The sequence below is a fragment of the Flavobacterium geliluteum genome (assembly GCF_017948595.1).
GTDB lineage: Bacteria > Bacteroidota > Bacteroidia > Flavobacteriales > Flavobacteriaceae > Flavobacterium > Flavobacterium flavipigmentatum.
In genome coordinates, this window is sequence record NZ_JAGFBV010000048.1 from 1 (window position 1) to 12,980 (window position 12,980).

The following is a 12,980-nucleotide window of genomic DNA, read 5'->3' on the forward strand; positions in this document are numbered from 1 at the left end:
TATTAAAAAATTATTCCCCAGAACAATACATGCTGTTACATTGGAAGGATTTCTAATAAAGCTTACATTGTTTGTATTCGGATTACAATTAAATAAAACAATTAACTAGCAACTTGAATTAATTATGAAAAATATAATAATAAAAGTAATAGTTTTGAGTCTTTTACTATCTTCATGTAAAACCTACAAAAGAACAAAGTTTGAATATCATTTTGGTAAAGGTAAAAATGAGTGGATAAATATGTATAAGACTGACGTTTTTCTTTCATGCATGAAAAAAGGATATGATAATGATGATTTTTATAAATTGATATCTAAAAAAGATCTACTTGTTCCATATGAGCCAATTTTATTTCAATATAGTAAAATAGATACTTTAACAACCAAAATAATTAAAAATATGCCGAGGCCAATTTATCCTCATTGTGATGACTGTACTAATGAGCAGGAACAAGAAATACTAAGAAAAAATTACATCTGTGCAAGTTGTTTAAATTACTATGCTAGTAGTGATTTAGATTCTATCGCAAAAAAAGCTTATAAGCAATACAAAAAGGGGGCTTTATGAAATGAAAATGAATGATATATTATGAATTTATTTAAATATTTTTCACCAACTATTATCGCTTATATCCTTACAGTAGTTCTATTTGAAAATTTTATTTTTTTCAAAATATCATTGGGAACAATTTGGATTAATATAATATATTATTGGATATTACTTTCTAGTTTGATTTTTTCGATAATAAGCTTAAAATTTAAAAATAAAATGATAAAAATATTATGTAGTTCTATATTCTTTTTGTGCATCCTTTTAGTACTGATTATGGCAACAGATCTTATAGATAATTTAAAATACAATTCTATTTTAGTCTTTTTGACAGTATTTTCAAGGAGTACCCTAATTATAAATTTTAAGCTTGCACATAAGCAACAAAGCTCATAAAGAGTTTACTAATAATATGTCACTTTCAGGAATAAATGCAACTTCTGCGACACATTCAATTTACTTATTACATCACTATTATAACCAAAAAAGCTGCTTCAATATGAGGCAGCTTTTGATTTTTTTATTGTATGATACAACTATTTTCCAGCCTCAGCTTTTGCGTCGTTTACCATTTTATCGTTTGCAGTAATAGCAAATTCTACACGACGGTTTTGAGTTCTTCCTTCGGCAGTATCATTACTTGCGATTGGATCTGCAATTCCTAAACCTGAGGTTTTAAAACGACCTGAGCTTATTCCTTTAGAGATTAAGTATGTTTTTACAGATGCTGCTCTTTGACCAGAAAGTGTTAGATTATATTCTGGTTTTCCAGTGTTATCTGTGTAACCAAAAATTTCGATATTTGTATCACCATATTCTTTAAAAACAGGAACTAATTTATCAAGATTTGTTTTAGCAGCAGACGTAAGAGTTGATTTATTAGTATCAAAACGCACTGCATTTTCGTTTAAAGTTAAGTGAATTCCCTCTCCTACTCTTTCTACATCTGCACCCGGCAAAGCCTGATCAATTTCGCGCGCTTGTTTGTCCATTTTATTTCCAATAAGAGCACCAGTTCCACCACCAACAGCAGCTCCGATGGCAGCTCCTAATGCAGCGTTACCACCTTTACCCAGATTATTACCTAAAATACCTCCGATAATACCTCCGGCAACAACACCAATTCCAGCTCCTTTTTGTGTATTATTAGCGTTTTTTACTGAATCACAGCTTACAAACAAGCTACTTAAAACCAGTAAACTGCTCAAACCTAATATTGCTATTTTTTTCATCTTTTTCTTTTTTTTATTTTAAATTAATTTGCTCTCTGAAATTGGTACACAACCTCTTTTGTTTGTCCTCCAACATTAATATTATCTACCAATTGAAATGAGTTTTCTGTCAAACCCGCAACTTTTAGTAAATAACCTTCTCTTACTTTTTTTGCTTTTACTCCTGCATTTAAAACTTTAAGCACAAAAAGTCCTTGATTGTTAATGCTCCAAACAATTGGAGAACTGAATTCTGTACAATTTACGGCAGCCAAAGACAAAGTGCCTTTGTTATTATTCGAAATAAAATTCCAGTTACTACCAATAAAACATTTAGAATCGGCAAGATCAAACGAATTTACTTTTATGTAATCAGAACCAGGATAGGAAACATTTGTAATTACCCAATTTCCTTTGATCGCTACTTGAGTGGGTCTATCAAGTTTTTTTGAAAGCGGAGCGGCTTCAGTAGAAGCAGTCGTAGTAGACGCAGATTTGCACGCCATAAACATCGAAGTGATCATGCATAAGAGAAAAATTTTCTTCATTTTTAACAATATTTAAGTTATTACTTACTTTTTAGGCAATTATTGTACCGCAAAGATACAAATCATAAAAATATTTTCTTTTCATATTGTTACTTATTTTCTTTCAAAACTCCCACCCCGACATTTTGTCATTTAAAAAACAATTGGTATTCTATTTGAAGAACTGAATACCAATCACATTAAACTTAAATTATAAAAATATGACAACAGGTAAAATTAATGTTTCGGTAGAAAACATCTTTCCTTTAATCAAAAAATTCTTGTACAGCGATCACGAAATTTTCTTGCGTGAGCTCGTTTCAAACGGAACCGATGCTACTTTAAAATTAAAACACCTTATTAGTATTGGCGAAGCTAAAGTAGAATTTGGAAATCCGGTTATTGAAATTAAAGTAGATAAGGAAGGGAAAAAAATTCACATTATCGACCAAGGTTTAGGTATGACTGCTGATGAGGTAGAAAAATACATCAATCAAGTGGCTTTTTCAGGAGCAGAAGAATTCCTAGACAAATACAAAGATTCTGCGAAAGATTCTGGAATTATTGGTCATTTTGGTCTTGGTTTTTATTCTGCATTTATGGTGGCAGAAAAAGTAGAAATCATCACAAAATCGTACAAAGACGAGCCAGCTGCGCACTGGACATGTGACGGAAGCCCGGAATTTACTTTAGAACCAGCTGACAAAACTTCACGTGGTACAGAAATTATTTTGCACGTTGCCGAAGATTCTCTTGAATTTTTAGAAGATTCAAAAATCAGTGGATTATTGAATAAGTATAATAAATTTATGCCTATTCCGATTAAATTTGGTACCAGAACAGAAACGCTTCCAAAACCAGAAGATGCTCCTGAAGATTATGTAAATGAGACTATTGAAACTGACAATATCATCAACAATCCAAATCCAGCTTGGACCAAACAACCAACTGAATTATCTGATGAAGATTACAAAAGTTTCTACAGAGAGTTGTATCCAATGCAATTTGAAGAGCCTTTATTCAATATTCATTTAAATGTTGATTATCCGTTTAACCTGACAGGAATTTTATATTTCCCTAAATTAGGTTCGGATTTGCAAATTCAAAAAGATAAAATTCAATTGTACCAAAACCAGGTTTATGTAACCGACAATGTAGAAGGAATTGTACCTGAATTTTTGACGATGTTGAAAGGTGTAATTGATTCTCCGGACATTCCTTTGAACGTTTCTCGCTCTGGTTTGCAGGCAGATGGTGCTGTAAAGAAAATTTCGAACTACATCACCCGTAAAGTAGCTGACAAATTGAAAGCATTATTTAATGAAAACCGTGCTGATTTTGAACAAAAATGGAACGATATTAAAATTGTTTTAGAATACGGAATGCTTTCTGAAGATAAATTCTACGAAAAAGCCGGAGCATTTGTACTGTATCCAACGGTAGATGATACTTATTTTACTTTAGAAGAATTAAAAGAAAAATTAAAAGAAAACCAAACCGATAAAGACGGGAAATTGGTTGTTTTATATGCAGGAAACAAAGAAGCACAACATTCTTACATCGAAACTGCCAAAGAAAAAGGTTACGAAGTATTGCTGTTGGATTCTCCGATTATCTCACATTTGATTCAAAAAATTGAAGGCGACAACAAAGATCTGACTTTTGTACGTGTAGATTCTGATCATATTGATAATTTAATCAAAAAGGATGAAAACACGATTTCGAAACTATCTGACGAAGAAAAAGAGACTTTAAAAACTTCTTTAGAAGCTTATATTCCAAAAGCATATTCTGTACAATTAGAAGCGATGGACAGCCAAGCTGCGCCGTTTATTATCACGCAGCCAGAATTTATGCGTAGAATGAAAGAAATGAGTCAGTCTGGTGGTGGCGGAATGTTTGGAATGGGCAATATGCCAGAAATGTACAATTTGGTTGTGAATACCAACTCAGATTTGGCAACCAACATTTTGAATACTGAAGACAAAACACATCAGGAACACTTGGTAAAACAAGCCCTAGACTTAGCAAAATTATCACAAAACCTTTTAAAAGGTGAAGCCTTAACTGCTTTTGTTAAAAGAAGTTTTGAGATGATTAAATAAGATTTTTAGAAAAAAACCGTTATAAATCCTGTAGGCAAATCTTACAGGATTTTTTATTTGTTATTGTTTTTTTACCTATTTTTGATTGCCTCTTAATCTATCATTAAACAGGAATGACTATGGAAAAAACTAAAATTTCGTTATTGACAATCTGTGCATCAGAATTAATTTATGTTTTTTGCTCAAAAGAAGCGATTGTCAATCAAGCAGATAGTTCTTTTACAGATCAGTTGATTAGTAGGGAACCAAAAGCAGAAGCGGATCACGAAACAAAAACTTCTTTTACGACAGCTGTTCCCGGAATTTGCAATAATATTACAGTAGAGAAACCAACAGCAGAAGCTTATCCTAAAGTTTTCAATCTCGATTTTGGAAACACTAATTCTACTGAAAATGAAATTACAAAAAATGGAAAATTAAAAATTACACTTTCAGGACCACTTACTACTACAGGAAGCGAAATGAAAGTAGAAAGAATTGATTATGCCGTAAACGGAATTAAATTGGAAGGGACAATTGTGTACACCAATACCACTGCCGACGACACATTCCCGGAGTGGACAGGTAAAGTTGAAAATGCCAAATTAATAGACCGAAACGGAAAAGTCTATACCAAAAATGGATTTCACGTTGTGCAACAAACAGAAGGTTTTTCTACTACAACACTCGAAGACAAAGTTTACGAAATAATAGAAGGAGAATATGTTGTAACCTCAGATACAGGAGGAAAACTAACTTTGACCATTCACGAAGCTTTAGTAAAAAAATACTCTTGTGCCTTTATTTCGAAGGGAAAACTAAAAATAGAAGGCGGTTTCCTAAACGGAATTATTGATTACGGAAACAATGAGTGTGATCCTAAATACACGTATACGCACGAAGGCGGAACTCTTTATACGTTTGGTGTTTAATAAAATCGCTTTTTACAACAAGATTCCGTAATCGTCGTACTGAGTGAGGATTTTTATTGAATGATCCAAAGTAAAACGGGCTTTTGGGTAGGCCTTAATTTTTTGTCCAGAACTTTCATAAAATCATCCGAAACTGCGGGGCAGCCCCAACTTAGCGGAGCATATTCTGGGTAGATTTCATTATTAGAAACTGCCGACCAAGAATGCAAAACCACTACCCTGTTTTCTGCATTTTTATTGGTCGCCTCAAGTCCTTCAAGCCAGTATTTAATTTTTATTCCCCAAGCACTACTGTCTCTTTTTCCAATCTTATACTTTCCCAGAGAAGAACAATGACTATCATTGGCATTACTAAATTTTGCTTTTTGCAACTTGGTGATATTGACAGACAAAACATCACAACTTCCGTGTGTGACCAAATTTTGAGCAATGATTTTTTTGGTTCTAAAATCATAAACAAAAAACCTGTTTTTTCCGGAATGCAGACTCATATCAATAAGAAAATAATAATCTGAATTTAATTTTTCTCTCTTGCAGAATACTTCAGCTTCTTTATGAAAATCAGTATACTCTTTTTTATTTATTGAAATAGATTCTTTTTTTTCAGCTGCTTTATTACAACTCACTACTGATAAAAAAAGAAAAAATAATATTTTAAGACTACGCATTTAGGAAGATTATTAGAGTTTATTTCTAATAACTAAAATCCTGCCATTTTATTTTTTTCAAATAAAAAAACGTTCCTCCAAACTAAGCCCTATCTTTGCAGGCTCAATTTTTAAAAATAAAAAAATAAAATGTCACAAAACAATGTTCTAAAAGGTGTGTTCTTGGTTGCTCTTGGCGCTACAAGTTACGGAATGCTGGCCACGTTTGTAAAAATGGCTTATAACGAAGGGTACACCACTGCCGAAGTCACTTCATCACAATTTATATTAGGTATTTTAGGTATTTTACTCATTAATGCTTTTCAGAAAGTAAAACATAAAAAAAATGTGGTAAAAGCAACTTCTAAAAACATTTTTAATTTAATGCTCGCAGGAACTTCATTGGGTATGACAAGTGTTTTTTACTACTTGGCGGTTCGCTACATTCCAGTTTCAATAGGAATCGTTTTACTCATGCAAACCGTTTGGATGGGAGTTTTACTCGAAATGATTTTAGAAAAAAAACTGCCTTCAAAACAAAAAATAGTCGCTGTTTTTATCGTTCTTATAGGAACTATTTTAGCAACAAACATCATCAATAACGATATAGAACTAGATTGGAGGGGAATCGCCTGGGGGATTTTGGCAGCCGCTTCTTTTACTACCACAATGTTTACTGCCAATCGTGTCGCTACAGAAATTTCGTCAGCGCAACGTAGTTTATACATGCTTCTAGGAGGCGCCGTAATCGTATTTTCTTTTGCATTGGCTACCCAAAATACACCTTTTGATTTTTCTATTTTCCTAAAATGGGGAATCGTTTTATCTCTTTTCGGAACCATTATTCCACCAATGCTAATGAACGCAGGTTTTCCGTTAACCGGAATTGGACTCGGAAGCATCGTGTCTGCACTAGAATTACCCGTTTCTGTACTGATGGCTTTTATATTACTGCATGAAAAAGTGATGTTACTGCAATGGATTGGAATCGTATTGATCATTTTGTCCATTATTATAATGAATGTCAACTTTAAGAAAAAAGCTTGATATTTTTATCTGTACTAAAAAACAAGATTCTACAACAACAATTCTTTATTTTTTTTTCATAAATTCGTAAGAAAATTTAGCAAATATGACTTTACCTTGGCACTTATATCTGATGGCTTTTTTATACATAGCAGCGGGACTCAATCATTTTAGAAATCCTAAAATGTATATCAAAATCATACCTTCGTACTTCTCTAACCCTAAATTACTAAATATTTTAAGTGGTGCAGCAGAAGTAATTTTAGGGGTTCTCCTGGCAATACCAGTAACAACACATATTGCTGCATGGGGAATTATAGCGTTGTTGATTGCTGTGTTTCCTGCAAATTTATTTATGTATCAAAATAAAAAAGCAGGTTTTAACTTACCTAAATGGATTTTATTTGTACGTTTGCCTTTACAGATCGTATTGATGCTGTGGGCGTATCAATATACCTGTTGATAATCAAACTATTAATTAAAATTATTTATTATGAAAAAATTATTTGCAGAGTTTTTTGGAACTTACTGGTTGGTTTTTGGAGGTTGTGGCAGTGCCATTTTTGCTGCTGGATTTCCAGATTTAGGAATCGGATTTGCAGGTGTTGCATTAGCTTTTGGTTTAACAGTATTAACAATGGCGTATGCTGTTGGACATATATCTGGAGGACATTTTAATCCTGCCGTATCATTTGGCTTGTGGGCTGGCGGAAGATTCTCTGCAAAAGATCTCGTACCCTATATCATCGCACAATGCGTTGGAGCGATAGCTGCCGCAGGAACATTATATACAATTGCTTCAGGAAAAGCCGGATTTGTTATTGATAACACCAGAGCAAGTGCTTTTGCATCCAATGGTTTTGGCGCTTTCTCACCAGACGGTTACTCGCTGCAAGCTGCTTTTCTTGCAGAATTTGTACTTACTTTATTGTTTTTACTGATAATTTTGGGGGCAACAGACAAATTTGCAAACGGAAAATTTGCTGGTATTGCTATTGGTTTAGCGCTTACCCTAATCCACTTAATCAGTATTCCGATTACCAATACTTCTGTAAATCCTGCACGATCACTATCACAGGCAATTTTTGCAGGAGGCGAGCCTTTAATACAAGTATGGTTATTTTGGTTAGCACCCATTCTAGGCGCTATTGCTGCGGGATTTATCTACAAAACAATATTGCAAAATCACAAAGAAGCCTAATAATTTTTAAGCTTTTAATTTTTTTAAAGAGAAGATCAGATCGTTTTATCTGCATTTTCTCTTTTTTTGTTTTACACTAAAGTGAAATCTAAAATTATCCGCATAAAATCACTTATTTACAAGCGAAGGAACGCAATAAATTAAAAAAATTACAACAAAATCCATTTCAAAAAATAAGAAATTCAAAAAACAATTAAATTCAGTAAAAAAAACACACTTTATCTGACGAACTAATTATTTTTTTTATTAATATTGATACTTAAATTGAAAATCAATCTATTAATCATTAACCTCTATTTTGAATTAATTTTCACGTGATGAAAAAGAGTAACCGCAAAGAATTGAATTGGGAACAAACGGAAAAATTGGTTTCGTTGGCTTTAGAAGAAAGAAATCCATTTGAAATTATAAAGAAAGAATTTGGATTAGCAGAAAAAGAAGTTCTGGAAATCATGAAAAAGAAAATGCCTCTTGAAAAATATGAGATGTGGAAAAAGAAGGCTACTGCAGCTAAACCAAAACCAAAACCAGCTAAAATAGATGATTTTGATGAAGATTTGGATGGTAAGTACTACATAAAAAACAAACTAGACTAAATTATAAACTCCTGAAAACACAGGAGTTTTTTTATTTTATATTTGTTGTAACAATTTTACATTTTGTAAGACAAATGAATAACTAAACACAAACAAATGAAAAAAATAGTTTATACCCTGGCTCTTGCAGTAACACTTTGGAGCTGTAAAACAGGTAGCGGTTCTAATGCTGCAAAAAAAAACACAGTTGATGTCAACATCAACTTGACAGATGTAAAAGATGATAAAGTTTTGGTAACGGTAACGGCACCTTCGATCAAAACAGATGAGATTGTTTACAGCATTCCAAAAACAGTTCCGGGAACCTACTCTACAGACAACTACGGGAAATATTCTGATAGTTTTAAAGCTTTTGATGCTAAAGGAAATGAGTTAACAGTAAAAAGAATTGATGATAACTCATGGTCTATTGCTGATGCTAAAAAATTACAAAAGATCACTTATTTGGTAGGTGACACTTTTGATACCGAAAAAGGTACAGGTTTTGGCAATGATGATGTATTCTCGCCAGCTGGAACAAACATCAATGCAGGAATCAACTTTATGGTAAACACACATGGTTTTGTGGGATACTTTAAAGACAAATTAGATGTTCCGTATAATGTAACTATTACGCATCCTGAAACACTTTGGGGCGCTACGTCTATGACAGATGAAGATGCCAGCACCACAAGTGATAAATTTACAACGCCACGTTATGCTATTCTGGTAGAAAACCCTATCATGTACTCTAAACCAGATTATACTACTTTTAATGTAAACGGAATGGATATTTTGATCGCTGTGTATTCTCCAACAGGAAAATTTACCGCAGAAAGCATCACTCCGGAGATGAAAACGATGATGACTGCCCAGAAAAACTTTTTAGGCAAAGTAAATGCTACCAAAAAATACACCGTTTTATTGTATTTGTCCAGCATGGCAAAAGATGACGCTCATGGTTTTGGAGCGCTAGAACATCCTACTGCTACAACGGTAGTTTTACCAGAAACAATGCCTAAAGAAAGATTGGTAGAATCTATGAAAGATGTTGTATCGCATGAGTTTTTTCATATTGTAACACCATTGACTATTCACTCAAAAGAAATTCAGTACTTTGATTACAACGATCCTAAAATGTCGGAACATTTATGGATGTACGAAGGTGTAACTGAGTATTTTGCGAATCTTTTTCAAATCAATCAAGGACTGATTGATGAGGCTGATTTTTACAATCGTATTGCAGACAAAATTGACCAGGCAAAAGGACTAAACGACACCATGTCATTTACCACAATGAGTGCCAATGTCCTAAAAGAGCCTTACAAAGCACAATACTTGAATGTATACCAAAAAGGCGCTTTAATAGGTATGTGTATTGACATCATTATTAGAGAAAAAAGCAATGGAGAGAGAGGAATCCTTGATTTGATGCATAAATTAGCGGAGGAATATGGTGTTGAAAAACCATTCAATGACAACGAACTTTTTGCAAAAATCACGCAATTAACCTATCCTGAAGTGGGTGAATTCTTAAAAACACATGTTGCAGGAACTACTCCAATCGCTTATGATACTTATTTGGCCAAAGTAGGTGTAACCAAAAGCACCGACAAAAAACCAGGAGGTGTTTTCATAAAAGGACAGACTCCATATATTACAGTGAGCAAAGAGACAAAACAAATCTCGATACGCCCTGAAATAGAATTAAATGATTTTTACAAGAATTTAAATCTTAAAAGCGGCGATATTATTTTATCAGTAAACAACAAGCCTTATTCGCTGGATAATATTTATGATTTAGTAGGAGAAAGCCAAGGCTGGAAAGAAAATGATCCAATCACGATTTTGATAAAACGCAACGGAGCAGAGCAAACGATCAAAGGAACAGTAAAACTTCCTTACGAAGAAATCGAAACCTTTAAAGCAACTGATGCTTCTAAAGAAAAACTTAGAAATGCCTGGTTAAAAAATTAAAAATAAAACCTGAAAGGAATCCCAATCTAGACAATAGATTGGGATTTTTTTTTTTGGAAATTTTAAAGCCCGATCTCCTATCATTTAAACTATTTTCTTTATTTTGCAGCAAAATGTAAAAACCAATGAAAAAATCAATTATTGCCTTTGCTGCAATTGCGCTATTCGCATCTTGTGACAAAAAAGAATCAACCGACAGCTTACATCTTACTGGAAACATAAAAGGATTAAAAAACGGTACTTTATACATTCAGCACATTGTTGACACTTCGTTAGTGGCAATAGACAGCATCAAAATCGATGGAAATTCAAGTTTCGAAAGAGATATAAAACTAGCATCTCCAGAAATGCTTTATTTATTTTTAGATCGTGGTGTAACCAATTCTTTAGACAATAATATTTTATTTTTTGCTGAGCCCGGAAATGTTCATATCGAAACCAATTTGGATAATTTTATTTTTGGAGCTAAAATTACGGGCTCTAAAAATCAGGAGTTGTATGACGAATACAAGAAAATCAACTCTCGTTTTAATGATGAAAACCTTGCATTGGTTGAAGCCAGATTTAAGGCTATAAAAAGACAAGACCAAAAAGCAGTCGATAGTATTGACGCTAAAAATGATTCTAATATCAAAAGAAAATACTTATTTGCGACCAACTTTGCCATCAATAACAAAGATCACGAGATAGCGCCTTATATTGCTTTGGCAGAGATCTACGACATTAATATTAAATTTCTCGACACCATCCAAAAATCGATGACACCAAAGGTGGCTCAATCGCTTTATGGTAAAAAACTAACCAAATATGTTGCCGATATTAAAAAGTCAGAAAAATAGAATTATTTTTATTTTATAAAAAAAACGTCCTGAATTTCAGGACGTTTTTTGCGTTATAGAAGAAGTATTTATCTTGCAAATAAAGAACCCAGAACTGCAAAAACCAAAATAAGTCCGTACAATACCAGAATAGAAATAGTAAATATTCCAAGAAATTTAAAATGTGATTTTAAGTATCCTAGTGAAACCGTCAATGCTTCAGAGTCATTTTCTCTAAAAGCCGTTTTAGTATTCGAACCAAACTTGAATAAATAATAAACCGGAAAGAAATAAACAATAGCAATAAGAATGTAAACAACGCTTATAATGGCGCCAAACGAGCCACCCATTGCGCCCATTCCGGGAACCGTATTACTCATTGTAGAAAAAATTGCTCCTGCAAAAATTGCGATTACTACAATAAAGGCAATTCCGACAAAGCCCATAATACCCAAGAAATAAGCCCATTTAGCCGTTTCCTTCAAAAAGTTTTTTGCAGATTCATCGAGCTGCAACTCAAATTTTTCAAAAACTGATGATTCTTCCATTAGTGATAATTTTACTGGTTAGATAACAAACATAGGAAAATTATTGCTAACTTATTATTAATTCTAAAAATAAATTACCACAGGAAAACCTCATCGTTTACACTATTTACCAATCAAAATCACTCTAAATTGAACTATTTCAATCACCGAAACAATTTCTATTACTGCAAAAAATGCTGCACTCAAAAACAAAATCGATACAAAAGTAATTTACCGTACTTGCAAAGCATCATTTTTCCTTTTACACTTATTGCCATTGATTTTATAATATCTCTCGCTTCAGTAACAAATACTTCAAAGATTGATGGATGATTTGGGCGTTTCCCTCCGGGCCGGGCTGTCCGCTAAATCTTTTGCGAGGAAATTTTGGTTGGCTCCGCCAGAAGACAAAAGGTCGCAAAAGGATGCCGCTTCCATCCTTAACGCATTTTTAGGAATCAAAGCATATTGTTGTGGGGAAATATTAAAATCTAGATATTTGTATTTTCAAATTATACCCTAATGCAAGATTCTTTTATCGACCTTCTGAGGTTATTATTGCCTGAGATACTAGTAGATTACTTTGAACTTACTTCTTATAAAAAAGAAGAGGAAACACTACATCTGTATTTAAAAGAGATTAATTCGATACCTATAAGATACCGAGAATCAAAATTGAGCTCAAAAGGATTTTTTGAAGAGATAACGGTTCAGGATTTTCCTATTCGAGGACATCAGGTGTATCTTCACATTACTCGCAGAAGATGGCTTAATGAAAATACTGGAAAAGTGGTTTTTAGAGATTGGAATTTAGTAGCAGACGGAACTCGTGTAACCCAGGAGTTTGCGTCTTTTTTAAAAGAAATCAATAGATTCCAGTCCAAATGATTGTAATACCATTGCCT

At 33.2% G+C, this 12,980-nt stretch carries 14 protein-coding genes and 1 pseudogene; 11 read left to right on the top strand and 4 right to left on the bottom strand.

Annotated elements, in window-relative coordinates:
• Positions 1 to 109: pseudogene (locus tag J3495_RS19490) on the top strand (IS982 family transposase); the annotation flags it as partial.
• A 15-nt stretch (positions 110 to 124) separates the two neighbouring features.
• Entirely contained in the window at positions 125 to 568 is a 444-nt protein-coding gene (locus tag J3495_RS18510) for a hypothetical protein (RefSeq protein WP_210668393.1), read from the top strand.
• Between the two features lie 518 nt (positions 569 to 1,086).
• Here the strand turns inward: J3495_RS18510 and J3495_RS18515 are convergent.
• Positions 1,087 to 1,782 carry an OmpA family protein gene (locus tag J3495_RS18515; protein ID WP_210668395.1) on the bottom strand — a complete coding sequence of 232 codons (696 nt, stop codon included), beginning with the start codon at positions 1,780 to 1,782 and terminating at the stop codon, positions 1,087 to 1,089.
• 23 nt (positions 1,783 to 1,805) lie between these two features.
• Positions 1,806 to 2,309, bottom strand: coding sequence for a lipocalin family protein (locus J3495_RS18520; RefSeq protein ID WP_210668397.1), 504 nt, complete (start codon positions 2,307 to 2,309; stop codon positions 1,806 to 1,808).
• A gap of 200 nt (positions 2,310 to 2,509) precedes the next feature.
• Here J3495_RS18520 and htpG point away from each other — a divergent pair, with 200 nt between their 5' ends.
• Positions 2,510 to 4,393 (top strand): molecular chaperone HtpG, encoded by a 1,884-nt coding sequence (gene htpG, locus J3495_RS18525; RefSeq protein ID WP_210668399.1) that lies wholly within the window; start codon positions 2,510 to 2,512, stop codon positions 4,391 to 4,393.
• A gap of 119 nt (positions 4,394 to 4,512) precedes the next feature.
• Positions 4,513 to 5,304: a hypothetical protein gene (locus J3495_RS18530; RefSeq protein ID WP_210668401.1), complete on the top strand. Its 792-nt coding sequence runs from the start codon at positions 4,513 to 4,515 to the stop codon at positions 5,302 to 5,304.
• Between the two features lie 53 nt (positions 5,305 to 5,357).
• Here J3495_RS18530 and J3495_RS18535 read toward each other — a convergent pair whose 3' ends face one another.
• On the bottom strand, positions 5,358 to 5,972 hold the full coding sequence (locus J3495_RS18535; protein WP_210668404.1) for a murein L,D-transpeptidase catalytic domain-containing protein: 615 nt from the start codon (positions 5,970 to 5,972) through the stop codon (positions 5,358 to 5,360).
• A gap of 129 nt (positions 5,973 to 6,101) precedes the next feature.
• Here J3495_RS18535 and J3495_RS18540 point away from each other — a divergent pair, with 129 nt between their 5' ends.
• From J3495_RS18540 to J3495_RS18565, 6 genes are all read left to right on the top strand, one after another.
• Positions 6,102 to 6,998, top strand: a complete 897-nt coding sequence (locus tag J3495_RS18540; RefSeq protein ID WP_210668406.1) for an EamA family transporter — start codon at positions 6,102 to 6,104, stop codon at positions 6,996 to 6,998.
• A gap of 85 nt (positions 6,999 to 7,083) precedes the next feature.
• A complete protein-coding gene (locus J3495_RS18545) occupies positions 7,084 to 7,440 on the top strand; it encodes a DoxX family protein (protein ID WP_210668408.1) in 357 nt (118 codons plus the stop codon).
• A gap of 30 nt (positions 7,441 to 7,470) precedes the next feature.
• Positions 7,471 to 8,178, top strand: a complete 708-nt coding sequence (gene aqpZ, locus J3495_RS18550; RefSeq protein ID WP_210668411.1) for an aquaporin Z — start codon at positions 7,471 to 7,473, stop codon at positions 8,176 to 8,178.
• A 317-nt stretch (positions 8,179 to 8,495) separates the two neighbouring features.
• Entirely contained in the window at positions 8,496 to 8,774 is a 279-nt protein-coding gene (locus tag J3495_RS18555; RefSeq protein WP_210668413.1) for a DUF2805 domain-containing protein, read from the top strand.
• Between the two features lie 96 nt (positions 8,775 to 8,870).
• Positions 8,871 to 10,730 (top strand): M61 family metallopeptidase, encoded by a 1,860-nt coding sequence (locus J3495_RS18560; RefSeq protein WP_210668415.1) that lies wholly within the window; start codon positions 8,871 to 8,873, stop codon positions 10,728 to 10,730.
• Positions 10,731 to 10,855: 125 nt separating this feature from the next.
• The gene (locus J3495_RS18565; RefSeq protein WP_210668417.1) at positions 10,856 to 11,569 is read left to right on the top strand and encodes a DUF4369 domain-containing protein; all 714 of its coding nucleotides are present in this window, start codon (positions 10,856 to 10,858) and stop codon (positions 11,567 to 11,569) included.
• A 68-nt stretch (positions 11,570 to 11,637) separates the two neighbouring features.
• Here the strand turns inward: J3495_RS18565 and J3495_RS18570 are convergent, their stop codons facing one another.
• Positions 11,638 to 12,096 (bottom strand): DUF5362 family protein, encoded by a 459-nt coding sequence (locus tag J3495_RS18570; protein WP_210668418.1) that lies wholly within the window; start codon positions 12,094 to 12,096, stop codon positions 11,638 to 11,640.
• 501 nt (positions 12,097 to 12,597) lie between these two features.
• Between J3495_RS18570 and J3495_RS18575 the strand changes: the two genes are divergently transcribed.
• The gene (locus J3495_RS18575; protein ID WP_210668420.1) at positions 12,598 to 12,963 is read left to right on the top strand and encodes an ISAon1 family transposase N-terminal region protein; all 366 of its coding nucleotides are present in this window, start codon (positions 12,598 to 12,600) and stop codon (positions 12,961 to 12,963) included.
• The last annotated feature ends 17 nt before the right edge of the window (positions 12,964 to 12,980 follow it).